The sequence below is a fragment of the Romboutsia sp. 1001285H_161024_C4 genome (genome assembly GCF_015550185.1).
GTDB lineage: Bacteria > Bacillota > Clostridia > Peptostreptococcales > Peptostreptococcaceae > Romboutsia_C > Romboutsia_C hominis.
The window spans coordinates 541,382-564,175 of record NZ_JADNAJ010000001.1 but is presented as its reverse complement, the minus strand read 5'-3'; the positions used below and the strand labels follow the sequence as shown (position 1 = coordinate 564,175).

Below are 22,794 nucleotides of genomic sequence, written 5' to 3'. Positions count from 1 at the left end.
TTTATCACCTATTCCTTAATCAATTTTTATTATTAAAGGACCGTGTATACTTGTTGTAAAGTTTTATCATATATACCCTGTTTAATTCCACTTAAATGTGTCCTAATGTCATTAATTTTATACAAAATACGTAACTAATCTCTAAAGTGAAATTTAGTAAATAGTTATATTATAATTAAATTACAAAGCATTTATTTTTCCTATAAAGTTTAGGAATAAGACAATAAACATAGATAAATTTCCTAATAATGAAATTAATAATATTGAATATCTTATAGTGAATACTTTATAAGGACAATTTCTATAATTGAATGTAAGCTTTTTTCCAGAATAAGATATCATAGCAAAAAGTGTAAATATTACTAACAATCCTTGTGCACTTACACTAAATAATTTAAATAAAGAATCAAGATTATTGTTTGTCCAAAATGAGTAATTCAATAAGCTTAAAATAGCGGTAATTATTGCAATTAATTGTGATATTTTAATCAGATCCTTTCTAGAAATCTAGTTTTTTTAATTATTATAATATATCATAATAATTAAACTAAACTTAAACTAAGCTTAAATTATTATTAAATTTAATTTTAACTAATCTTAAAAAACATTTAAAGATATCTAGAAAAATACTCTTAGAATCTTAATTTATCATAATTGTATGGGATACTTGTTCCAACCAATACATCTTCAATTTTATCTATTATTAACCAGTCATCCATCTTACTTTGTTTTTCAAATTCTACAAGACACATACATTTTTTATGCCAACGTTGCGTCTGTTTATTAGTAAGATTCAACTTCTCTTGATTATCGGTAAGAACAGTATTTATTTCATCTTCCGATAGCTTTACATAATTAGCATTTTGTATATGTACACTAAAACAGGTGTTTTCATGATAAATTTTAAAAATAGCTCTGTTAGATAACTTCGTGATAGATAGTAAGTAAAAAGGCTAGAAACATTGAAAATACATCAATTTCTAGCCTTTTTATATTTAAAAATAATAATTCGTAATATATTAAAATTGTTCATAAATCCAAGTGATAGATTGGTATATTATTTATCTTTTTGTTCATTTAAAATCAACCCATATTTCTTCATTAATACTAAGTATATAAATGATAATAAAGAGCCTGCTAACCCGTATATAGCATCAACAATATCTTTCGTGTTTATAATGCTTAAAAATAATTCATATACAAAATTTCCTAAAATCAAACTTATACCTAATACAATTACATATTGAAATTTAATATCAAATAAGACCATAATATAACCATAAGCCAAGTAAAAAAGCATACTTAAAGAAAAATTTGATATATGTGAAGTAATAGTGTTATTAATAAATACAATATCACTATTAAAACTATTAATCCACCTAATGATAGTTAAAATGAAACAAAAACAAACTAATGCAAAATAACATATATTAAATCCCTTTTTTATATTGTATTTAGATTTTGGTTTCATATTATTCTCCAATTCAAATTTATATTTACTTAATAATATAATAAAGTTCTAATTCCTGTAATATAACGTTTGCAAACTTTATTATATTATACTAAATATTCAATTATTTTCCAATTACCAAATAATTGAATATTTTCATTAAATCATATGTTTTTTGAATGAAAAATAGAGTAATAATATTATTACTCTATTTATATTTATTTAGTTATAATATAATTTTAATTTCATATGCAGTATAGGGAATGGATTACCCTGTTCATCGAACTTAGATTTTTAGAAGTCTAGTAAAATATAACAAAAACAAGTTATTTATGAGTGTGTAAATGTTTGTCCCTTAATTAATATAAAAATTCCCTAGAATTGATTCTAAGGATAATTTTCTATAAGTTTTTGCTATATATAAAAAAACTTCTTAGTGACTAGTTAAATTTTACGCTTAAAGAATATTAAATCTCCGAAATTTATTCCTACCGCACTTCCAAAACTTATACTAAAAATACTACCTAAATTTATACCTGAACTTCTCAGAATAAATTCTAAAATAAATAATACTATAAATGAACATAAAAAATCTTTTAAAGCATTAATTAATCTTCTTTTTCTATCCATCGAATTTAGATATATGATTTTTATTATTAATGAAATTCCTCCTATGACTAAGCATGAAATAAAACTTATGACAAAAAAACTTATACTATACTGTACTATTTTTCCTTCTCCTATAATAAATCCAGTAAAAATCAATACAAGTACGGAAAGTATAACTAGGTATGTTAATGCTCTTGTCAGCTTAAATAATTTATTGTATTTATCCATCGAACCCCCCATTAATTTGTATTACTTTAATAATATATCTTTGAAAAATAATTTACAATCCATATAATAATTCTAAATATATCTTAAATTTTACTTTAGGTATTAATTATGTACTTTACATAAAGAAAAATTAACACATTATTTATTCAAATAAGAATAATTTCCATTAATTTGGAAAATATATTTTTAACCAAAGATCAAATGGAGGTACATATTTAAATGTTTAAACATGATAAAAAGTTATTAAGAGAAGTAAAAGTTGAAAAACCAAACCCTCAATATGCAGTTTTAATGCAAGAACAATTAGGCGGAGCTAATGGAGAGCTTAAAGCAGCTATGCAATATGCGGCACAAAGTTTTAGAATAAAAGATCCTGTTATAAAAGATTTATTTTTAGATATAGCTGCGGAAGAACTTAGTCATATGGAAATGGTAGCTCAAACTATAAACTTACTTAACGGACATGATGTAAATTATAAGGCTGTTGACTCAGGAGAGATAGAAACACACGTATTAACTGGATTATCACCTGTATTAATTAATTCATCAGGAGCACCATGGACTGCAAATTATGTAACTGTAACAGGTGATTTAGTTGCAGATTTATTATCTAATATAGCATCAGAGCAAAGAGCAAAAGTTGTATATGAATACTTATATAGACAAATTGAAGATAAATACGTTAGAGAAACTATTGATTTCTTACTTAATAGAGAGGAAGCACATAATGCTTTATTTAGAGATGCATTAAATAAAGTTAAAGGTACAGGCTCAAATAAAGACTTTGGGGTTACAGAAGATTCTAAGTTGTATTTTGACTTATCTACTCCTGGGCCTAACCATGATACTAAAATAAATATTACTCCACCATCATTTGATAACCCTATAAATAATGATAGTATTCCAGTTGGAAAAAATTCTAAAAAGTAACATTAAGTATATCAATTTAAAATATACACTGTAATTAGGTATTTATAAAATAAAGTTAAAGCCCTTAGAACCCAAATAAATGGATTTCAAGGGCATTTTTCCTAGATATATTTACTTTAAATGTGTTTTAGATACTAATTGAAATTAAATTTATTTGTAAATTGTACCATATTTTTACATTTATTGTTTTTTAATTATAAGTCTATATTTTTTATTCATCATTATCATTATAATTATGATCTTTATCATCGTCTTTGTTATTATCTTTATATTTAAGATCTTTATCGTCATCATCTTCGTTATTATCTTTATAATCACGATCTTTTTCATCATCTTTGTTATTGTCATTATAATCACGATCGTTATCATCGTCATCTTTGTTACTGTCATTATAATCACGATCGTTATCATCGTCATCTTTGTTACTGTCATTATAATCACGATCACTATCGTCATTATCTTTATTGTCTTCATATCTATCTTCAAGTTCATCTTTTATTTCTTTATTTAAATAAACTGGAGTAGATTTATTTTTTAGTAGATTTATAAGCTCATCAACAGACATATTTTCTATAGTATCTTCTAATAAATCTTCATTTATTATCTCATCTACTTTATATCTTCCAAGGCTTATCCCTTTTTCAATTGCCATTTCTCTATCTTGTGATGAACCATACATATAAACTATTTCAACTCCACTAAAGTTCTTTCTTATTATATTTTGGATACTTTTTTCAAATACTTTATTGTTTGTATTTTCTAAAAATGCAAACCCTACTATCATTGAATCTTTATTCTTTATATCCTTATTACTTTGTACATAGGATCTAATAATCTTAGTTGCTTCATCAAGACTTTTCCCATTTAAATCTTTCATATTCATTTTCTTTCCATCTTTATTTAAACCTTTTGCATTAACTACTATTTTATTCTCATCAACTTCAATCCCTATACTTGGATTTATATCTAATGTTACTAATGCATATGGATTTGATATAGATTCTTTGTCTTTACCTGAAAAGTTAAATATAATTATAAAGAAAATTGATGCAACTAATGCCAATGGCTTTATCAATTTTTTATTTTTAAATTCTATAACTTTACTTTCTTTAATTATATCTTCTTCAGTAAATATAATTATATCTCCAATCAATAACCCCTTTTTAATTTTTATTTTTAACATATCCCCACTATTTTTCATAACTATTACATGGTCTTTATTTAATTCCATAACGATACCTTTGTAATACATAAGCTTAGTCACCTCTATTTCCCTATCCATAACATTAGGTTTCTATATTTTTTAAAGAAAATTATTATAAGTGAAATTATAAACTTTTTACTTCTATTTATGATTTTTTCTGTAACCATATATTTTAAAGAGATTTTTTTTATTGGAAGTCTCTTTTTTTCATACATAAAATCAGTAACCTCAAGGTCTTTACTTGCTTTCTTTGATACATTAATAGCATTTTCCCTTGTATCACGATGCTTTGGTGCTTCTTTTATTAAATCTTCCATTGTTAATTTAAATAAATTAAGTTCTTCTTTAAATTGTTGTATTTCATTTATAAGTTCTGTTTTATCTTCAATTGGATTATATAAGATATTATTTATGTCTATTCCTATCTCCTTATATAAATCTATTGATACAACATCAACCTTTTTTTTCTCTTTTACCAAATAATTTTTTACTCTGCTTTCAATTACTATCTTTGCAAATGATAAAAATGGACCTTTTTCTTGATTATATTTATCTAATGCTTCAACAAAAGCCATAAGACCTATGCTAAATTCATCATCATTTTCAATTGAAACATATTTACCTGTAACTTTTGAAATTGTATTTATTATAAATCCGATATTTTCTTCAACGATCTCATTTATATCACCATTTTGAAATACCTCTTTTGACATAATTATTATTCCCATCCTGATTCTTGAAATATATTTGCTAGTTTTATATAATAAATAACTTTCTATTTGATTAACTATATACTTTTTATTATTGATAAAATTAATTTTGGTAATGTCCCATTACATTACTAATAGAAGTTTCTTGATTTAATTTATTAATTTGCATATCATCCAATAAGTAAAAGCAGATACTTTAGTAAACTATCTACTTTTGTACTTTATATAACTTCTGTACTTGGTGCTAATACATTTACACTATCTATTTTTTCAAACTTTAGTAAGTCATCTATCAATAAATTATCTTGATTATTTGATACCTTTATCTCGTAAACTATTTCAAAGGAATCACTTAATATATTTTTAGCTTTTATATTATTTTTAATTTTATATTTATCAAGTATCTCTTGAATTGTATTTAAATTAACTTCTTTACCTCTTACAACTAGCAATAATTTATTTCCACACTTACTTTCTTTTCCCGTAATAATCATAAATAAAGCTATTAAACAAGAGCTTATTAGACATAAAAAAAGATTTTGTGTGGCTGATGCAAGACCTACTGACATACTCCAAAAAATAAATCCTATATCTCTATAATCTTTTATATTTGTTCTAAATCTTACTATTGATAATGACCCTAGCATTCCTAGAGATATGGCTAAATTACTTTGAATTAAATCCATAAGAACAGTACTTATAAAAGCTATCATAACAAGTGTTATATTAAATTTCTTATTATAATTTAGCGTATCATATGAAAGCTTATATGTATAATAAATTATTGCAGAAAAAACAATAGTCATGATAATACTTTGTATAATAAATTTTGGTGTTTGTGCATTTTGAATTATTGAGTTTAAATCTATATTTCCTTTTAAAATTTGATTCATAATATCATCTCCTGTCTAATAATAATATCTATTTAATAATTGTCTTGATGTTCCATACTTGCTTGGAGGCTTCCCAATAAAATTACATTTTGATAAAATTTCTTGTATCTGATAAAACAAGAATCTATCATATTTAACTTCAAGAATAGTTTGATCCTTAGGCATAGCTTGTTTGAAGTTTATATCTTCATCAAATAAATTATAATTAAAGTTTGTATACCTTAAATTGTTATCAAGAGTTATTCTTGTATTAAAGCTTTCATGTGTGAATGCTCTCCTATCATACTCAACCATAGAAACTGGTCTATAATTATGAGTTTTCATTAGATTAAATGCATAATGTGAAAGAGGATTATTATTATATTTTAATAGTACAGAATAATCTCCATTTATTAACTTTATTGCATCTTCTTTAGAAATTGTTATACTTTCTTTTAATTCTCTGTCTAAATGTTTTCGCTTAATTTCAAACTTAGCAAAAGTATCCGTAGTGTTGTATATTCTTAGTCTTACACGCTTTCTTTTTTCAGTTTTTACTAACTTTTGTGTAAAATCTTCATTATCAATACTATCAAAATATACACTTCTTGTTTTATAGCCATTATAATCACCATATTTATCTGGAGTTAATACTTTACTTAAAGAATTTAACAAGTAAATTCTATCTATAAGAGAAACTAAAAACTTTACTTCTTTTCTTGATACAGATAACATGTCAATATTGCTCATATTTTCACCTCCTAAATTATCTTTCGATATATAATACAAATTTTTTTAAATATTTAGGGACTTTTTTTCTAATATTAAAGAAATATTTAAATAAAAATATAATTAATTTAGAATATACTGATACCATGAATGCTTATTTAAGATTTATCAAATAAATATATTTATAGATTTTACATAAAGTTAAAGCCCTTAGAATCTATTTATTTAGATTTTAAGGGCTTTTTTACTAGATTTCTTTAGTATGTATTTTTTAAGAATAATCAAAAATGTATCTATTTTGTTACCACATAAATGAATCTATAGCTTAAAATTAGCATAAATTACATTTTTAAAATATATACGAAATGAGGGGTATCTATTATGGATATGTATTTTTTTGATCCAACTTTTGACTTATTTACGGTCATGTTTTTTATAATCTTTTTTCTTATTTTAGGTACAATTATAATTAATATAATTAGAGGTGTTAATCAATGGTCTTACAATAATAAACAACCTATATTAGATGTAAAAAGTAAAGTTGTTTCTAAAAGAAGTGAAGTTATAAGACACGCTGGACATGTTGACTCAAATGGAGTACATCATAACGGAGGTTCATCTACAAACTATTATATTACATTTGAGTTTGAAAGTACTGATAGAATGGAGTTTAGTGTTTCAGGAAAAGAATTTGGTATGATTGTTGAGGGAGATGTAGGGACTTTGAAATTTCAAGGGAGTAGATATCTAGAGTTTAAAAGAGAGATTTAATCTCCAGAATATGTTTATTTATAAATCTTTATACAGGTTTTATTGGATAATTATCCTGTAATTAAAACATCTACGACTAATAAAACAGATATAGAGGAATTATTATTTGAGAAATATCTAAAAGATAGTTATGAAAATTATGTAAATGATGAATATGAAACTATAAACATACTTAATGACTATAATATAGTTAGTTCTGAATTAACAAATATTTGATGTAAATAAAGAATTAGGTTATGAAGGAAAAGAAACACATGAAAGTGTTGATAAAAACTTAAATAAAATGCTTAATAGACTTAAATATTTAAAAGAAGTGTATTCTAAGCCTCTAAAATAGAATATCTAATTATAAGCTATATAATATATATAGCTTTAACTCTTGAAATTTTAGTAGTAAGCTTTTATTAACTTACTTTATTTATAAAAGCCCTAAAGATATATATAATAATTCTTCATACATAAAGTTTATAACAAATTTCTAAATTTAAATTCTCAAAATAGTAAAAAAGAGTGTATCTATTGAAATTGCTACATTTTAGTAAATACACTCTTTTTTCTTTTTTATAAAATTTTATTTATTATACTACTTTTGATTTATTTTTATCTATATTATTTGCATTTATTATACATTTTCTTTAATTATCTAATCTTTAAAATTTAATCCTCTTACTATTCAGGTACTATAGTAACTGTACATTTAGATTTTTTTACCACATATAAAGTTACAGAACCTATAGAATCAATAAAGTTCTTTTTAGTAGATTTGGTCATTATTATTTCATCAAATTTACCATCTATTGATTTTGATATAATTTCTTTGCCTGGATCTCCCAATATCCAATATTTTTCTACTTTATATCCTTGCAATTTATTCTTAAACTTTTCTAACATAATACCTGCTTCTTTTTGAGATTTTTCTATCTTCATGTCTATAATCATTGGATTTGTAATATTAGTTAAGCTAATATCACTAACAGTTATCAATACTATTTCAACTTCATCTTTAGAAAAATTATTTGATACAAAATCTAAAGATTTTTGGCTTCTTTCTGTTCCATCAATAGGAATTAATATTTTTTTCATTTCTCAACACATCCTTTTTAAGAAATATTAACTGTATAATTAATATATTATCAGAAAATATTGTAGAAAAATAGTCTTTTTTGGAAAACATTTCCCAAATTATTATAAAAATTTAAAAATTAAAAGGAATGGTTATTATGCCAATGATTGAACTTATTGATTCTATTATAACTTCTAGAATAGGAGGATTTAGCTCATTGTTTTATAAGTATTTTATAAATAATAAAAATGATAAAATTTAAGAATGCAAATTTCAACTATTACTTAATTTTGTATTTAGGTAATAGTTTTAAAAAAATCTAATATCTTCAACCCTTGTAAAGCCTCTCAGAATAAAGAAATGTCAAACTTAATTTTATTAATTCATCTCTAAATGTATTTAAACCATTTTTTACTATATATATAGTATGCATACATTTAATAAAAATACCTATCCCATTACAATTACTAATTAGATTTCAATTTCTTGACCTGTTGATAAATATTTAATTTGATTTTTAAGGCGTTGTTTTAATATATTAAATGGCTTTATACCTGTACAGTGGTAAGTATAAAAATCCATATTTTTATTTGATAGTTTCTCGCTCATTAACTCAATAAATTCAAATCTCTCACTTTTCATTGATACAGGATTGAACAAGTGAAATCCAGCAATAGTCATATCTAAATTGTTACCAATTATCTTCTCTGCTGTTTCTATAATATTAGTTATACCACGATGAGAACAACCTGCAATAAGTGTATATTTATTATTTTCTTTTAAAATAAGATTTTGCTCATGATTAAAATTATCTTGAACATATCTATCTTCTTCTTTTTTTAGTAGTGATTTATTTGAATTTGGAATTAAATTATTTTCTTTAACATTTGAAAATAAATATATACTATCATCTAATTTATAATTACCATCAATTAAAACAATTCTATGATTATTCTTAATTTTAGCACCTAGCCCTACATAATATTTTGCAAACTTCATTATTGAAGTATAGCCCGTGAGAAATAATAACTATATCAACATCAGAAATATCAATGTTTAGCTTTCTAGCGTTTTTATAAATGTATCATCTGGACCTACATCAAACAAAATACTATGTTCTCTAGTTTTAATATGTAAGCACAATCCATGTTTTTTCTTATATTCTTTTGATATTGTAGTATTCTCAACTAAAGTTGTTATTATCAAATATAATCCCCCAATCTTTTCCCCAATAAATTAGTATCTAAATTATTTAACATATAACCATCTGATTTATTGATATTATACAATACAAAAGTTATCTTTTTAATATATAATAGCTTAGTTAGGGAAAATATACCAATTGTACAAGAAAAATTCTCCTAAAACAGATAATATAAGATATATGATAGCCTCATTTTTAGATATGGACATAGTGGTTTTATATGTATCCATAGTATCTTCACTTTTAGATATAAAAGCAATTTCTTTATTTATGCTATTAAATAAATTGCTTACAAATATCCATATAAAATACCCCAAAACAGCACCTAAAGAATTCATTACTAAATCATCAATATCTGTAGCTCTATGGTTGAATAGTTGACAAATCTCAATTGCTAATGAAAAGCCTACTCCAGTTAGAAATACTCTAATAGGATTTCTAAATCTCTCCCAAATCAAAGGAAGTAAAAATCCTAAAGGCATAAACATAATAATATTTAAAATATAAGTCAAAATACCATTTGAGTTAAATAAAATTAAATTTATTTCTTCTAATCTAATAATTCCACTATATTGACCTATATCCCATACACTACCAATCCCTGCTACACTAATTGCTAAATAAATATAAATTAAGAAAATATATACCCATATTAAATGTGGTACTAGATATGTTTTTTCTTTTAAATCTCCCTGTTTTATAGCAAATATTTGGTATATTAAACAAGGTAATATTACACAAATAAATGGATAAAGACTCGACATAATTATAAGTTATCTCCTTTCAAAATTTGATTTGTTTATTAATATAAATACTAGCATAATAGTAATTTTTAAATATTAAGAAAATATTAAGAAGCTCTTAATATTTATTAAGATGTATTTTTTAAATTTAAGTCATAATATAAAATGAGTGTGATATATATGTAATATAGAGATATCAATATATCACATTAACAGGTGGCATTTTTAACTTACAAATTTGATACAGGAAACTAAAATTATGGCAAAATTTATTAGTAACTTAAAAAAGTATCGTCAATTTAATGAATTAACCCAAGAAGAATTAGCTAATAAAGTTAATGTTAGAAGAGAAACTATAGCTCGCTTAGAAAATGCAAAGTACAATCCTTCACTTGAATTAGCTGTTAGAATTTCAAAGGAGTTAAATACTCCCCTTGAAAAACTATTTATCTTTGAATTTTAAATAGTATTGAAAAATATTGTAATTAACCAATTAATAACTTAAAATATAAACTTGTTATACTAAATAATATATAAAATTATAAACAATAAAAAGACTAGAAAAAACTGGTCTTTTTTTATTTTGCTCTATTTTAAATAATTGTTGATAATTAATTACTTTTTTTAAATTAAGTTGTAATATAGATATATAAAGTTTTAAAAAGATATTTAATAAAGACCAAGTATGTATTTAAAATAAATAGAAATTTCGGAGGAAAAGAAATATGGAGATAAGAGAATATAAATCAAGTGATTGTGATAAAATAGCAGATTTGTTTTATAATACTGTTCATTTCATTAATGCAAAAGACTATACACAAGAACAATTAAATGTATGGGCTACGGGAAATGTTGATATTTATAAATGGGATAAATCTTTTTTAAATAACTATACATTGGTTGCAGAAGAAAATAATATGATAATTGGCTTTGGTGATATTAATAATGAAGGATATCTAGATAGATTATATGTACACAAGGATTATCAAAATATGGGTATTGCTACTGCTCTTTGTGATATATTAGAAAAACACTACCCTGTAGAACACATTATAACTCATTCATCCATAACTGCAAAACCATTTTTTGAAAAGCGCGGATATAAAGTAATAAAAAAACAATTTGTTGAAAGAAATGGTATAAGGCTAACAAATTATATAATGAAAAAATATATAAATTCCAGTTTATCTTCGTATTAAATGAATAATCTTAAATTTATAAGCATTTTACTCCTACTATAAATTTTATATCTAGTATATAACACATCCAAATAAAAAAAGAGGAACGATTCGTTCCTCTTTTTTTATTAGTTATTTATAACGTACCCATCATCTGGAACAAATTTTACCGTAACCCCTTTTAGCTCTATATTAGTGCCATCCTTTAGTACTACATTTTGTTCTTCTCTTTGATAAAAATCATCATTTCCATTTACACCCATTATTAGATTTACTCTAAAGTCAGATGACATTACATTTCCTCCACCTTTTACAGCATATAAATCATATATACCTTCTGGTATATCCTTACCTACTAAATAAGTTCCATTTCCTAAAGTTATACTTCTTGCATCTAATTCAGCTTGTTTTTTTGCTTCTTCTTCTTTTTTCTTCTCTTGAGCTATTCTTTCTTGCTCTTTTTTATTTTCTTCTTCTTTTTTATGAGTTTCTATTTTCATAGCCTCTTTTTCTGCATCTTTCATTTCAAAAAATGGCTTTGCTTCATCTACTTTTGCTTGTAATTCATTTACTGTATTCTTTGAGCTTTCTAGTTCATTACTTACTTTATCATACTTTGATTTTAATTCGTCATAGTCAGCTTTTGATACCATACCAGATGCTCCCATACCTATTCCTAGGAAAGCTGCTACTACAAATGTAACTATATAGCTTATTACTTTCTTTGCACCCATTTCCCTAATTTTAGTTAAAAACTTATTCATATAATTGCTCTCCTTGATATAAAATTTATTATTCCTATTTAAAAATTTTTATACTGCATCACTTATTAATCTACCTATAGCCATTACATCTATGCCTTTGCCTAGTTCAAACTCATATTGAACACTACCTATTACTAACTTAACTTCACTATCTAAATCAAAACTTCCAGAACTCTCTATTGCATAGCTGTTTATTTTGTTGTAATGGAAAAACCTAAATTCTTTTTTCTTTCCTGTTAATCCTTGGATATTAAGCATTATTACTCTTTTGTCTGTAAATACAAGTTCATCTCTTATTCCTTTAAATGAGTATATTATTTCTTCATTAGTTCCTAAGAAGTGATTGAATCCTTCATGTTCTTTTCCCATATTTTCATATCCGAAAAATCCTAATTTTACTATGTTCATACTTTATCTCCTTTTCTTTATTAAATACCAGATATTGTTATTTTGATTTTCACCATATTAATTATACATATCTACCTTGTCGAAATTTGCTATTTTTAGTCGTCTTATTAATTTTTTTATATTTTTTTGGTAGAATTTACAGTTAAATGTATTAATATATTAATTTTTTCATTTAATATATTGTAAAATAAGACCTTTTAAAAATGTTTAGTTAAATAAAAAAAGTGACTAGAAATTATTCTAAATCACTTTTTATTTATGTTATTAAGTTATAAAAATATATAAATAATTTAATTACGATTCACAATTATTTATATACACCCTTTTAAAGACTCAATATTCTCGTTTAGGGTATTTAAATATTTTATTCTTGCTTCATATTGTTTAACGGTTAATGCTCCTAGTTGTAATTGACTGTACATAATAGATGAGTTTTCAAATTCATAAAATTTATCAAATTTTATATCTAAATTATTTTCTTTACAATAATCATTAAGGATATTTACATATTCTTCAACTTTCTTAAAGTGTTTCTCGTGAAGTTTAACAAAAGGTGTCATTAGCATAAACATAATTGCGTTAGTTGTATACATAAATACACTTAAATTAGACTTTGATTTTTTTATATGATTTTGAATAATATTACAATCATTTTTAATATTTGACATATAAATCTCCCCTTTTATTTATAATTATATAATATATTAGGTTAGATATAATAGTTACGATTTGTATCAAATATATACACCTATATTAGCTTTTAAAATTAATTAAACAAGAATATTGTTTCTTTTTCCATAATACTTTATATACCTTTCATATATTGCTTTTTTAGTCTTTCAATTATATTTTTACATATTATACAAATAAAAATAAGGAACGAATCACTCCTCATTATTTTTATGCTTTTATATTTAAAACTAGTTACTAGCTTGTATATACGCTTTAATTTCTTCTATATTTGGATATTCTCCACATTTGATAATCTCATCATTTACAAATATTATAGGTAACTTTTTATTGCTCATTTCCTTAACTAACTTATTTCCACCTGTATTTATTAAAAAATCTATTTTTTTAGGTCTAACTCCATACACATCCACCTTATAAGTTAAAACTTCTATATCATTATATTGAGACTTTAACATATTTAAATCTTGATGAAATTTTGAAGCTTTCATATCCTTAGATGTATCCGTTAAACCTTGTATTCCATAATTCATTGATTCAAAAATCTCTATTCTCACAATTATTCACCTTCTATATAATTTTATTTTACAAACTAGTATCTGGTTTTATTTGCTACTTCAACAAATACTTCTTACTTATATAAACATATTCAAATTTATGAATATGTTTACTTATATTTAATATAAATATGTTATCTTAAATATAGATTTATTTTGAGTTACCCTCTCTTATAAGTCTTGCAAATTTATTTGGAAGTATTTCATTTTCCTCAATTTCTTTTGCTAGTTTCTCAAAATTATATTCTACTTCAATTATTTCAACTTCAACACTTGAATACGTTTTTGATAACTCATCATTATTTTTTATATCTATAATTACATAATTTGCATCAGGTCTATTAGTTTTTGGCTTTCCTACACTTCCTGCATTTACAAGTAATTTTTCTCCATGATACTTTGCATATGGTATGTGCGTATGACCACAAACTAATATATCCTCTACCAACTCGTTCATAACTTCATCTGCTTCTTTAGAGTTTTCCTTTAAGTATTCATTTATTGCTCTAGTACTTCCATGAACAAATCTTATAGTTTTATTGTTAAAAATTAATACTACTTCTTTCGGAAGATTTCTTAAATATTTTTTATTTTCTTCAGTTATTTCTTTCCCTGTAAAATGCATTGAAAGTCCAGCATTATGAGCATCTTTAGGATCTGGATAATCACATCCACATACTATTTTAGAGTTTCCTATAGCATCATCATAATTTCCCATTATAGTAAGTATATTTTCTTCCTTTATCCTATGTATAACTTCATTTGGTCGAGTTCCATATCCTACTAGATCACCTGTGCATACTATCATATCTACATTTTTTTTGTCAATATCTAATAAAACTTTATCAAGTGCATATATATTACTGTGTATATCTGATATTACTGCTATTCTCATGTTCTTCCCTCCTAAAGTGATTTTCTTTTGTTAATTTTACAAATTATATCTTTAACTTTAGATACATTTTCACAATTTAATCCAGCATCTTTATAGGCTGTTAAAATATCATAGTCATATTTTAATTTTTCCTCTTTATCTAATTCATTTTCTAAAAAAACTTTTATAAAGTTATATTTTTTTAAAGTTTTTTCATCTAATTTATAATACACATATTTTGCCTCTTTGTAATAAGTAACTATATTAGCATTCATTAACTTATTCAAATGCCTAGATGCATTAGATTGTGTAATTCTAAGTATTGATTCAATTTCACAAACGCATAATGGACCTTCTCTTAAAATATTGACTATTCTTATTCTAGTTTCATCTCCTAGAGCCTTTAACATTTGTATTATCTTCATAAAATCTCCTTCATCAAATTATCATATTCACTTTTAATCATATGGTATGCTAAAAAATTAATTTTGTAAACTATTATATCAATTCTTTTTTATATCCTTCTTCTTTATAATTAGCTTAATATAATAAAAATAGCCAAGGATAAAAATCCTTGGCTTTATTTTTAGTGTTGAGCATTAAGACGCTTTACATAACTTGTTTTTCTTAAAGAGCAAGTAATAGGAACTGCTATAACTATACTTGTTATTCCTTGAACTATGTTTGCTGGTATAGAACCTGCTGAAACTAAAACACCTCCATTTAATAATATACCTGCTAAAAAGTAACCAATTACCATAACTATACTTCCTAGTAAAGTTGAAGAAACCATATTTATCATTGTATGTCTTTTTAATATAGTAACACCTACTATATATCCTTCTAAACCTTTTATAATAAGAGTAAATAATGCCCAATGAGAATATCCACTTAAAATATCTGCTAGTGCTGAACCTACTCCCCCTGCAATCATTCCTGTAAATGGTCCAAATAAAATTGATGAAATAAATATTACACTATCACCTACATTTACATATCCTTGTGTTCCAGGTATTGGAATTTGAATAGTCATTGTAGCAAGGCATACTAAGGCTATCATAAGTCCATTTATTACAATTTTTTTAGTTTTATTATCCATTTTACTCCCTCCAAATTTTTAGTATCTTATAAGTTAATTATATTTGTGTTTATAAAAATTCTCAATATTAATTGTAACCATACAATTTGTTTTTTAAGGACAAACTAAACTCATACACATATATTAATTTAACTTAAAGCATCTCTCTAATAGAATCTAATAAAAAGGAGTTGATAATATGAAATGGTACTTAGACTTTGGTCATGGTGGCAAAGACCCAGGAGCATTGGGAGAGTTTTCAAAAGAAAGCGACGTAGTCTTAAAGGTAGGAAACTTAATAAAAAATACATTAGAAAAATCAAATGAAACTATAATAACAAGTAGAACAAATGATACATACCACACACTAGAAGAAAGAGTAAATAAGGCAAACAAAGAAAAATGTAATTACTTTATAAGTATCCACCTAAATTCATCAAGTAATAAATCAGTAAGAGGATGCGAAGTATGGGTATACGACAAAAATTCAAAACTATATAACCTATCTAAAAACATTTGTAATTCTCTATCAAAATCAATAAATACTAAAAATCGAGGAGTGAAAATATCAAAAGAATTTTATGTGCTTAGAAAAACAACAATGCCTGCACTATTAATAGAAATAGATTTTATATCAAATATAGAATTTGAGAAAAATCTATCTAATAGTTATTTCCTGGAAAATATAGCAAATACAATATCTAATGAGCTTTTAGCTTTTGTAAATAAGGAAGTGAATAATAAAAAACTATATCGTGTGTGTATAGGAGCTTTTGAGGATAGAGAAAATGCTATAAATTTTAAAAACAAAGCTATATCTAAAGGATTTAGTGATGCTTATATAATATAAGAGATAGATGTGTAAAAAAGTATAAAATATATTATCTAATTATATTTATTCTCAATTTTAATAATATATAAATCAAGGAGGAACGATTCGTTCCTCCTTCTTATAAATATTAAACCTTATACTTAATCTATATTCAAATACATCTTATATTGATAATATTATCTGAAAATTATAGACTTAAAGAAATTAAAATGAATTTAAATTATCAGTTAGTTTATAATTATAGTAGTTTTATCTAATACATTATTATAAATCCACCTAGCATTTTCTGTAGCTAATCTAACACATCCATGGCTCAAAGCCATACCAAGTCTATCATCAATTATTTCAGTTCCTGCTGCATTAAATAAAATTGAATGATAATAGTAGCTACCTCGGATTCTAGTAGCGTATTTTACCCTATAAATATCAGAACCAAAGTAAGGCTTTCTACCGCTAACATAAAAAGTTCCCCTAATAGTTGGTGTACTAGGTTTTCCTACTGTACATGACCACTTATAAAGTAAATTCCATGAACCATCATGATTTTTTTCAAATATATAAGTAAGCTTATTTTTTAAATCTGTTGTAATTAAATTTGTAGTGGGGCTTTTAATTTTATTATCATTTACAAACTTTGTCATATCTGTGTAAAAGTACTTAAAATCATATTCTTTAGGTAGGTTTCCATCATCAGAAAGGAAATAGCTAAATATATATCCTTCTTGATTATTATACATAACATGACTCCAATCTCCATTTACAGACAGAACTTGTACTATAGATTTTGGAGGAATTGTAGTTACTGGATTTGATTCAGCAGATTGATAAGATCTTAAAGTAACATCTGTCCATGTATATTTCGTTTTGGATAAATAATCACTATATATATATCCTCTTTTTCCATTATATAATACTTCATACCAATATTCTTCAGCTTCAATAACTTGAACCTTAGACCTTGCAGGTATTACAGTGATTACATTTGAAGAAGTAGACTTTTCTTCTCTTAGATTAGTGTTAGCTAAGGTATACTTATATAAATTTTGTTGTTGTCTTTTATATTCTTTCATACTTCACCTCTAAATTTACTTTCTTATAATATCCTATGAGGCTTTTTCTTTATTTGGCACCATTATACTCAATACTAGCTAATACAAAATTTTTATTCTTAAATATAAAAAACACATTGACTAATTAATCAATGTGCTTTTTATATTTATTTTTTATAAAATATATATCCTTTTCTTTTACGCATTCTATTTGTAGATATTTTCCTATACAATATTATAGACACTGCTAAAACAACTCCTACAACAGCAACAAAAATACCATATGGTACTATATTAGCTTTAATTAAATCAAATAATGATATATCCACTTTTCCTGGTACCTTTGCTTTATAATTTGGTAATGAAAATGTTAGCTCTACTTCTTTATCTGCTAATTTCCATGCATTTTTATCTTTAGTGTTATATTCTATTTTTGCATTTTTATCATTGATAGGATTTTTATAATACATTATATCTTTTGATACTACAATTGGAGCATCTACAGTCTTTTTAGGCCCGAATAACCCAAATAACTTGTACTCTAATTTTACTGTATCAATCTTTTCTCCAGCTTTTTTAAATACTTGCTTTTTAGCATTATATCCATCATCTGCAATTATCTTTGTATCATTAAATACATCTACATCATTTGCCCCATACACAGAATTAAGAGCAACTGTAACTAATTTTCTACCATCTCTTTCAAAGAAACCAACAAAGCAGCGACCTGCTTTAGCTTCATTTCCTGTCTTTCCACCTATATTGCCATGTTGGCCAAGCATTTTATTTCTTGTTTCAATAATAACAGGTGATCCTGCTAGGTTAACAGTTACCTTTTTATTTTTTTCTGATATTGTATCTCTAATCCATTCATTCTTAAAAGCTTCTCTTGCAATTATTGCTATATCGTATGCACTTGATAAGTTTATTTCTTTATTTTCTGGATTTAGAGCATTACTTTCTAATCCACATGGATTTACTACATGTGTATCTTTTAATCCCATAGACTTTGCTCTGTCGTTCATCATCTTTACGAAATCTTTAGTATTTCCAGCTACAGAGTCTGCCATTAAATATGCAGCATCATTAGCAGAAAAAATCATAACTGCTTTCATAAGATCATCACTTGAAATTTTATCTCCTGGATTAACCTTTTTAAAGTTATTTAATGCTGTTTGAGTAGTTTTAAGTGCATCTTCAGTAAACGAAATCTGCTCTGACTTTGAAGTATTTTCTGCGTAAATTAATGATGTTAGTAATTTTATAGTACTTGCTACAGGCATTTGCTTATCGGCATTTTTTGATGCTATAATTTCGCCAGTATCCATATCCATAACTATTGCTGACTGAGCAACTATTCCTTGGATTTGACCTGTGTTATCTTGGGCATTAGCTAAACTACTAACAGATGTTAGTGCTAATATTAAAATTGTTAGAATTATTGTCTTAAAAGACTTAAATTTTTTCACTTTAAACCTCATTTCTATCGTATATTATTAGTTGCTACTTTTAAAGTTTTATAGCTTTTTTCTTGGTCTTAGCCTAAATATAGCCTTCTTAGACGTAAGAAAGCACTCTTACTAATAGAATAAGAGTGATTTAATCGATTTCTTTTTAATTATACTATATTAATAATAAATAAACAAAAACTTATTTATAATGTGAAAAATAACAACTATCTTCTATTATCTAGAGATATATTTTTTATATAAAATTAAAAAGCTATTGATAATTTATCAATAGCTTTTTCGTAAATTTCAATGTTAAAGACGATTCGTAGGAATAATACCCTCGATTATAATATTGTCTCCAAATTAATTCTTAAACATATTTACTAATTTATTAAATGCATTTTCATTTCCATTTCCACCAACCTTAGTTATTTTGCCTGGTTGTTTTTTGGATAGTATACTTTCTTGCTTAGCATTTAAATCATTTCCTACTATAACTACTGGTGACTTTTCTTTAGATGCTAGCACCCCTACTGAAAGTGCATCTATTAAATCATCTGGCTTCTTCATTCCATTTTTAGCAATAAATATGTTATTTAATTCTTCATTTGTATAAAACTTTTCTAATATAGCTGCATTAGTTTCATTTCTATCTATTCCACCCAATCTTTCTGGATTTGGTAGTTTATTAGCTATCTCATTTGATATAGATGCTTCACTTCCTATAACGTAAGATTTTGATACCTCGTTATCTTTTATATATTGATCAAATACCTTAGTTCCTTCATTTGGTGATGCTAATACTATTGGCATATATCTATCCCCTGCAACTGGAGCAATACTTATTGCATCAGGAAGTCCTGTTACTCCATTTACAACTGCTATTTCTGATGATGCAGGATATAATTTTTTAGCTACTTCTAAAGAAGTCTTATATCTATCATTTCCACTTATCCTCTCTACAGTAATATTCATAGACTTTAATTCATTTATAATTGAATTTGATACAGAGCTTTCTCCACCTATTACAAAAATATATTTAGCGTTAAGCCTTGATATTTCTTTTTTAGTTTCACTATTTAATTTATCTGGTCCTGTTAGAAGTATTGGTGCATCTTTACGTTTTGCAAATGGTGTTGCACTAAGTGCATCTGCTATTGAATTTGAATTTACTATTACTACCTGGGATGAGTTTTTCCACCCTTCATTACTTACTTTTACAGCTGTTTGATATCTATCATCTCCAACTAGCTTATTTTCATATACGACAGACTGTGGTTCTTTTCCTTCTCTATTTTTCGTACTATAATAAGTATGTGACCACTTATCAATTACTTTTTTTATTTTATTTTCATCATAATATACCTTAGTGTATTTACCTTCATCTTCTGCCTTTATTGTGTATGTATCTCCTTTTTGCTTTATATCTCCATCTATATATAGCTCTACTGGATTATCTGTACTACTATTATCGCCTTTTTTCAGAACTATTGCATCTTTTTTTGAACCATCTATCTCTAATGTTCCCTTTATTCTCATCTTACTTTCAAGTTTCTTGCTCCCTTTTACATATATTGCGTGGTCTCCTGGATTTGTTATTTTTATATTTTCTAATTCTATATTTCCTCCACTTAAATCTATTGCATTAGCTCGACTATCTATTTCAGTATTAGTTATTTTAGCTACTCCACCTTTATTTTTATAATAGTCTGAGATTGAAATCGAGCTATTTTTTAATTTACTTGAATTTACAACTAAGTTCCCATTACCATATACTGATGATTTATTCATTTTTATATTTTCTAATAATATATTATTTGTAAACTCTATGAATATATCATTTATTTCGCTGTTATTTACTATATCTAAACTCTTTCCTTCTACAGTGAATATCCTTCCTCTATCTAGCTTTAAATTATCCATTTTTGTATTTGCATATATGTAAAACAAGTTTGGTCCTGCACTATTACTTATTGTATATCCATTTCCTTTTATTTCTTTTTCATTTCCTTCTATCCTTATACTAAATAGTTCGCCTTCAGGTCCATTTATAACTATATCATTTCTTATATTTAGAGTTTTTACATTTGGGTCTTCTAATGCTCTTAGAAAATCATATTCATTTGTTACTACTACAAATGGATTTTCATAATTCGGAAGTGGTGGTGTGTTTCCTTCTCTATTTTTAGTGTTGTAATATTCATTTGACCATGGGTCAGTTCCTTTTTCTATCTTACTTTCATCATAGTGTACCTTAATATTGTTGCCTTTATTTTCTGCCTTTATTGTATATGTATCCCCTTTTTGCTTTATATCTCCGTCTATATGAAGTTCTAGTGGCACACTTTTATTACTATCATTATTCATCTTTAACAATATTGCTTCTTTTTGTACCCCATCTATATCTAATGTTCCTTTTATTCTTATCTTTTGCTCTTCTAATTGATCTATTATACTAGAACCTACTGCATATATTGCATAATCATCTGGATTTGTTATTTTTACATCCTCTAATTCTATATCCCCTCCGGATAAATATATGGATGCTTTATTACTCTTGCTATCATACGTATGTATTATATCATCCCTCCAGTGATTCCCATTTATTTCAGTATCAATTATCTTCGCAATGCCACCCATACCTCCATAATGAGAAATTGAACTCGAGTCCATTTTACTTGATTTTATAACTAAGTTTTTGCTATTTTGTATTATAGTTTTATTTATTCTTACATTTTCTAACCTTGTATTCATTGAAATCTCTAGTCTTACATTGTTTATTTCACTGTTGTTTACTATATCTAAGTTAGTTCCACTCCAACTAGATATTCTTATTTGATTTATCTTTAGATTATCTATCTTTGTATTCGCACATATCCATATTGTTATATTTTCTTTGATAGCGCTTACTGTGTGTCCATTTCCCTTTATTTCTTTTTCCTTTCCATTTACTTCTATCCTCTCAGGATCACTTGCATGTCGAGTTATGACTATATCATTTTTTATCTCTACTGTTTTTATATTTTCATTTCTCAATGCTGCTACTAACTCTTTTTCATTTGTTACTTTTGCAACCTCTGATTTTGCATAATTAGAAGATTGTGTAACTTTTTCTTCTATGTTTTTTTCTAGTTTAGTTTGGATTTTATCGTCTTCTAATGCATATGATAGTGTTGTGATTTGTGTAGTCGTAGCTATTACTACTCCCGATAAAATAATCCCCATATTTTTATTATATTTTCTCATGTTACTTCCCCCTATTTGTAATAATGCCCTTAAAATTAATTATACTATTTTTATTAAAATCTTTATACACTAAAACAAAAATACATTGACAAAATTGTCAATGTATTTTCGTGGATTTCAATAGTGGAAATAATTCTCAACAATCAAATCTACA

General features: G+C 25.2%; 27 protein-coding genes. 6 read left to right on the top strand and 21 right to left on the bottom strand.

Features of this window, described 5'->3' with window-relative positions:
* Positions 1–632: 632 nt before the first annotated feature.
* The 3 genes from I1959_RS02940 to I1959_RS02930 all read right to left on the bottom strand — a co-directional run bounded on the left by I1959_RS02940 (position 633) and on the right by I1959_RS02930 (position 2,287).
* Positions 633–797, bottom strand: coding sequence for a hypothetical protein (locus tag I1959_RS02940; protein WP_330615155.1), 165 nt, complete (start codon positions 795–797; stop codon positions 633–635).
* A gap of 260 nt (positions 798–1,057) precedes the next feature.
* On the bottom strand, positions 1,058–1,270 hold the full coding sequence (locus I1959_RS02935; protein ID WP_242871332.1) for a hypothetical protein: 213 nt from the start codon (positions 1,268–1,270) through the stop codon (positions 1,058–1,060).
* A gap of 624 nt (positions 1,271–1,894) precedes the next feature.
* Complete coding sequence (locus I1959_RS02930; protein ID WP_195237053.1) at positions 1,895–2,287, bottom strand: hypothetical protein; 393 nt, start codon at positions 2,285–2,287, stop codon at positions 1,895–1,897.
* A gap of 219 nt (positions 2,288–2,506) precedes the next feature.
* On the opposite strand from I1959_RS02930, the gene I1959_RS02925 reads away from it, so the two are divergent.
* Positions 2,507–3,217, top strand: coding sequence for a manganese catalase family protein (locus tag I1959_RS02925; protein ID WP_195237052.1), 711 nt, complete (start codon positions 2,507–2,509; stop codon positions 3,215–3,217).
* A gap of 211 nt (positions 3,218–3,428) precedes the next feature.
* Here I1959_RS02925 and I1959_RS02920 read toward each other — a convergent pair whose 3' ends face one another.
* The 4 genes from I1959_RS02920 to I1959_RS02905 form a co-directional block, all read right to left on the bottom strand.
* The gene (locus I1959_RS02920; RefSeq protein WP_207733511.1) at positions 3,429–4,469 is read right to left on the bottom strand and encodes an anti-sigma factor domain-containing protein; all 1,041 of its coding nucleotides are present in this window, start codon (positions 4,467–4,469) and stop codon (positions 3,429–3,431) included.
* Positions 4,470–4,483: 14 nt separating this feature from the next.
* Positions 4,484–5,134, bottom strand: a complete 651-nt coding sequence (locus tag I1959_RS02915) for a sigma factor (protein ID WP_195237050.1) — start codon at positions 5,132–5,134, stop codon at positions 4,484–4,486.
* A 218-nt stretch (positions 5,135–5,352) separates the two neighbouring features.
* Positions 5,353–6,024: a DUF4956 domain-containing protein gene (locus I1959_RS02910; protein WP_195237049.1), complete on the bottom strand. Its 672-nt coding sequence runs from the start codon at positions 6,022–6,024 to the stop codon at positions 5,353–5,355.
* Positions 6,025–6,039: 15 nt separating this feature from the next.
* Positions 6,040–6,753 (bottom strand): polyphosphate polymerase domain-containing protein, encoded by a 714-nt coding sequence (locus I1959_RS02905; protein ID WP_242977278.1) that lies wholly within the window; start codon positions 6,751–6,753, stop codon positions 6,040–6,042.
* Between the two features lie 360 nt (positions 6,754–7,113).
* Here I1959_RS02905 and I1959_RS02900 point away from each other — a divergent pair, with 360 nt between their 5' ends.
* Together I1959_RS02900 and I1959_RS02895 are read left to right on the top strand one after the other, a co-directional pair.
* Positions 7,114–7,503 carry a DUF2500 domain-containing protein gene (locus tag I1959_RS02900; RefSeq protein ID WP_330615154.1) on the top strand — a complete coding sequence of 130 codons (390 nt, stop codon included), beginning with the start codon at positions 7,114–7,116 and terminating at the stop codon, positions 7,501–7,503.
* A gap of 42 nt (positions 7,504–7,545) precedes the next feature.
* Positions 7,546–7,719, top strand: a complete 174-nt coding sequence (locus I1959_RS02895; protein ID WP_195237048.1) for a hypothetical protein — start codon at positions 7,546–7,548, stop codon at positions 7,717–7,719.
* Between the two features lie 453 nt (positions 7,720–8,172).
* Here the strand turns inward: I1959_RS02895 and I1959_RS02890 are convergent, their stop codons facing one another.
* The 4 genes from I1959_RS02890 to I1959_RS02880 form a co-directional block, all read right to left on the bottom strand.
* Positions 8,173–8,586: a universal stress protein gene (locus I1959_RS02890; RefSeq protein WP_195237047.1), complete on the bottom strand. Its 414-nt coding sequence runs from the start codon at positions 8,584–8,586 to the stop codon at positions 8,173–8,175.
* 451 nt (positions 8,587–9,037) lie between these two features.
* Positions 9,038–9,565, bottom strand: a complete 528-nt coding sequence (locus I1959_RS02885; RefSeq protein ID WP_243239968.1) for an MBL fold metallo-hydrolase — start codon at positions 9,563–9,565, stop codon at positions 9,038–9,040.
* A gap of 57 nt (positions 9,566–9,622) precedes the next feature.
* Complete coding sequence (locus I1959_RS15430) at positions 9,623–9,772, bottom strand: hypothetical protein (RefSeq protein WP_243239967.1); 150 nt, start codon at positions 9,770–9,772, stop codon at positions 9,623–9,625.
* 114 nt (positions 9,773–9,886) lie between these two features.
* Positions 9,887–10,534 carry a VanZ family protein gene (locus tag I1959_RS02880; RefSeq protein WP_207733510.1) on the bottom strand — a complete coding sequence of 216 codons (648 nt, stop codon included), beginning with the start codon at positions 10,532–10,534 and terminating at the stop codon, positions 9,887–9,889.
* A 238-nt stretch (positions 10,535–10,772) separates the two neighbouring features.
* Here I1959_RS02880 and I1959_RS02875 point away from each other — a divergent pair, with 238 nt between their 5' ends.
* Positions 10,773–10,976, top strand: a complete 204-nt coding sequence (locus tag I1959_RS02875; RefSeq protein WP_092926387.1) for a helix-turn-helix transcriptional regulator — start codon at positions 10,773–10,775, stop codon at positions 10,974–10,976.
* A gap of 262 nt (positions 10,977–11,238) precedes the next feature.
* Entirely contained in the window at positions 11,239–11,712 is a 474-nt protein-coding gene (locus tag I1959_RS02870; RefSeq protein WP_195237046.1) for a GNAT family N-acetyltransferase, read from the top strand.
* A 107-nt stretch (positions 11,713–11,819) separates the two neighbouring features.
* On the opposite strand, the gene I1959_RS02865 is transcribed toward I1959_RS02870, so the two are convergent.
* The 7 genes from I1959_RS02865 to I1959_RS02835 form a co-directional block, all read right to left on the bottom strand.
* The gene (locus I1959_RS02865; protein WP_195237045.1) at positions 11,820–12,455 is read right to left on the bottom strand and encodes a hypothetical protein; all 636 of its coding nucleotides are present in this window, start codon (positions 12,453–12,455) and stop codon (positions 11,820–11,822) included.
* A 48-nt stretch (positions 12,456–12,503) separates the two neighbouring features.
* Positions 12,504–12,863, bottom strand: a complete 360-nt coding sequence (locus I1959_RS02860) for a PH domain-containing protein (RefSeq protein WP_092926393.1) — start codon at positions 12,861–12,863, stop codon at positions 12,504–12,506.
* 311 nt (positions 12,864–13,174) lie between these two features.
* Complete coding sequence (locus I1959_RS02855) at positions 13,175–13,531, bottom strand: hypothetical protein (protein WP_195237044.1); 357 nt, start codon at positions 13,529–13,531, stop codon at positions 13,175–13,177.
* A gap of 252 nt (positions 13,532–13,783) precedes the next feature.
* Positions 13,784–14,110, bottom strand: coding sequence for an arsenic metallochaperone ArsD family protein (locus I1959_RS02850; RefSeq protein ID WP_195237043.1), 327 nt, complete (start codon positions 14,108–14,110; stop codon positions 13,784–13,786).
* A gap of 151 nt (positions 14,111–14,261) precedes the next feature.
* Positions 14,262–15,005: a metallophosphoesterase family protein gene (locus tag I1959_RS02845; protein ID WP_195237042.1), complete on the bottom strand. Its 744-nt coding sequence runs from the start codon at positions 15,003–15,005 to the stop codon at positions 14,262–14,264.
* 11 nt (positions 15,006–15,016) lie between these two features.
* Entirely contained in the window at positions 15,017–15,409 is a 393-nt protein-coding gene (locus I1959_RS02840; protein ID WP_166505185.1) for an ArsR/SmtB family transcription factor, read from the bottom strand.
* A gap of 161 nt (positions 15,410–15,570) precedes the next feature.
* Entirely contained in the window at positions 15,571–16,083 is a 513-nt protein-coding gene (locus tag I1959_RS02835) for an ECF transporter S component (RefSeq protein WP_092926403.1), read from the bottom strand.
* 178 nt (positions 16,084–16,261) lie between these two features.
* On the opposite strand from I1959_RS02835, the gene I1959_RS02830 reads away from it, so the two are divergent.
* The gene (locus I1959_RS02830) at positions 16,262–16,912 is read left to right on the top strand and encodes an N-acetylmuramoyl-L-alanine amidase (RefSeq protein WP_195237041.1); all 651 of its coding nucleotides are present in this window, start codon (positions 16,262–16,264) and stop codon (positions 16,910–16,912) included.
* A gap of 209 nt (positions 16,913–17,121) precedes the next feature.
* Here I1959_RS02830 and I1959_RS02825 read toward each other — a convergent pair whose 3' ends face one another.
* The 3 genes from I1959_RS02825 to I1959_RS02815 all read right to left on the bottom strand — a co-directional run bounded on the left by I1959_RS02825 (position 17,122) and on the right by I1959_RS02815 (position 22,640).
* Positions 17,122–17,964, bottom strand: coding sequence for a L,D-transpeptidase family protein (locus tag I1959_RS02825; protein ID WP_195237040.1), 843 nt, complete (start codon positions 17,962–17,964; stop codon positions 17,122–17,124).
* A gap of 146 nt (positions 17,965–18,110) precedes the next feature.
* Positions 18,111–19,412 (bottom strand): D-alanyl-D-alanine carboxypeptidase family protein, encoded by a 1,302-nt coding sequence (locus I1959_RS02820; protein ID WP_242871335.1) that lies wholly within the window; start codon positions 19,410–19,412, stop codon positions 18,111–18,113.
* A 345-nt stretch (positions 19,413–19,757) separates the two neighbouring features.
* Positions 19,758–22,640 (bottom strand): cell wall-binding repeat-containing protein, encoded by a 2,883-nt coding sequence (locus I1959_RS02815; protein ID WP_195237039.1) that lies wholly within the window; start codon positions 22,638–22,640, stop codon positions 19,758–19,760.
* Positions 22,641–22,794: the final 154 nt, after the last annotated feature.

Coding starts and splice junctions, on each gene's coding strand:
- I1959_RS02935 (WP_242871332.1), bottom strand. CDS start 1,270: ATGGTCTTATTTGATATTAAATTTCAATATGTAATTGTATTAGGTATA.
- I1959_RS02930 (WP_195237053.1), bottom strand. CDS start 2,287: ATGGATAAATACAATAAATTATTTAAGCTGACAAGAGCATTAACATAC.
- I1959_RS02925 (WP_195237052.1), top strand. CDS start 2,507: ATGTTTAAACATGATAAAAAGTTATTAAGAGAAGTAAAAGTTGAAAAA.
- I1959_RS02920 (WP_207733511.1), bottom strand. CDS start 4,469: ATGTATTACAAAGGTATCGTTATGGAATTAAATAAAGACCATGTAATA.
- I1959_RS02915 (WP_195237050.1), bottom strand. CDS start 5,134: ATGTCAAAAGAGGTATTTCAAAATGGTGATATAAATGAGATCGTTGAA.
- I1959_RS02910 (WP_195237049.1), bottom strand. CDS start 6,024: ATGAATCAAATTTTAAAAGGAAATATAGATTTAAACTCAATAATTCAA.
- I1959_RS02905 (WP_242977278.1), bottom strand. CDS start 6,753: ATGAGCAATATTGACATGTTATCTGTATCAAGAAAAGAAGTAAAGTTT.
- I1959_RS02900 (WP_330615154.1), top strand. CDS start 7,114: ATGGATATGTATTTTTTTGATCCAACTTTTGACTTATTTACGGTCATG.
- I1959_RS02890 (WP_195237047.1), bottom strand. CDS start 8,586: ATGAAAAAAATATTAATTCCTATTGATGGAACAGAAAGAAGCCAAAAA.
- I1959_RS02885 (WP_243239968.1), bottom strand. CDS start 9,565: ATGAAGTTTGCAAAATATTATGTAGGGCTAGGTGCTAAAATTAAGAAT.
- I1959_RS02880 (WP_207733510.1), bottom strand. CDS start 10,534: ATGTCGAGTCTTTATCCATTTATTTGTGTAATATTACCTTGTTTAATA.
- I1959_RS02875 (WP_092926387.1), top strand. CDS start 10,773: ATGGCAAAATTTATTAGTAACTTAAAAAAGTATCGTCAATTTAATGAA.
- I1959_RS02870 (WP_195237046.1), top strand. CDS start 11,239: ATGGAGATAAGAGAATATAAATCAAGTGATTGTGATAAAATAGCAGAT.
- I1959_RS02865 (WP_195237045.1), bottom strand. CDS start 12,455: ATGAATAAGTTTTTAACTAAAATTAGGGAAATGGGTGCAAAGAAAGTA.
- I1959_RS02860 (WP_092926393.1), bottom strand. CDS start 12,863: ATGAACATAGTAAAATTAGGATTTTTCGGATATGAAAATATGGGAAAA.
- I1959_RS02855 (WP_195237044.1), bottom strand. CDS start 13,531: ATGTCAAATATTAAAAATGATTGTAATATTATTCAAAATCATATAAAA.
- I1959_RS02845 (WP_195237042.1), bottom strand. CDS start 15,005: ATGAGAATAGCAGTAATATCAGATATACACAGTAATATATATGCACTT.
- I1959_RS02840 (WP_166505185.1), bottom strand. CDS start 15,409: ATGAAGATAATACAAATGTTAAAGGCTCTAGGAGATGAAACTAGAATA.
- I1959_RS02835 (WP_092926403.1), bottom strand. CDS start 16,083: ATGGATAATAAAACTAAAAAAATTGTAATAAATGGACTTATGATAGCC.
- I1959_RS02830 (WP_195237041.1), top strand. CDS start 16,262: ATGAAATGGTACTTAGACTTTGGTCATGGTGGCAAAGACCCAGGAGCA.
- I1959_RS02825 (WP_195237040.1), bottom strand. CDS start 17,964: ATGAAAGAATATAAAAGACAACAACAAAATTTATATAAGTATACCTTA.
- I1959_RS02815 (WP_195237039.1), bottom strand. CDS start 22,640: ATGAGAAAATATAATAAAAATATGGGGATTATTTTATCGGGAGTAGTA.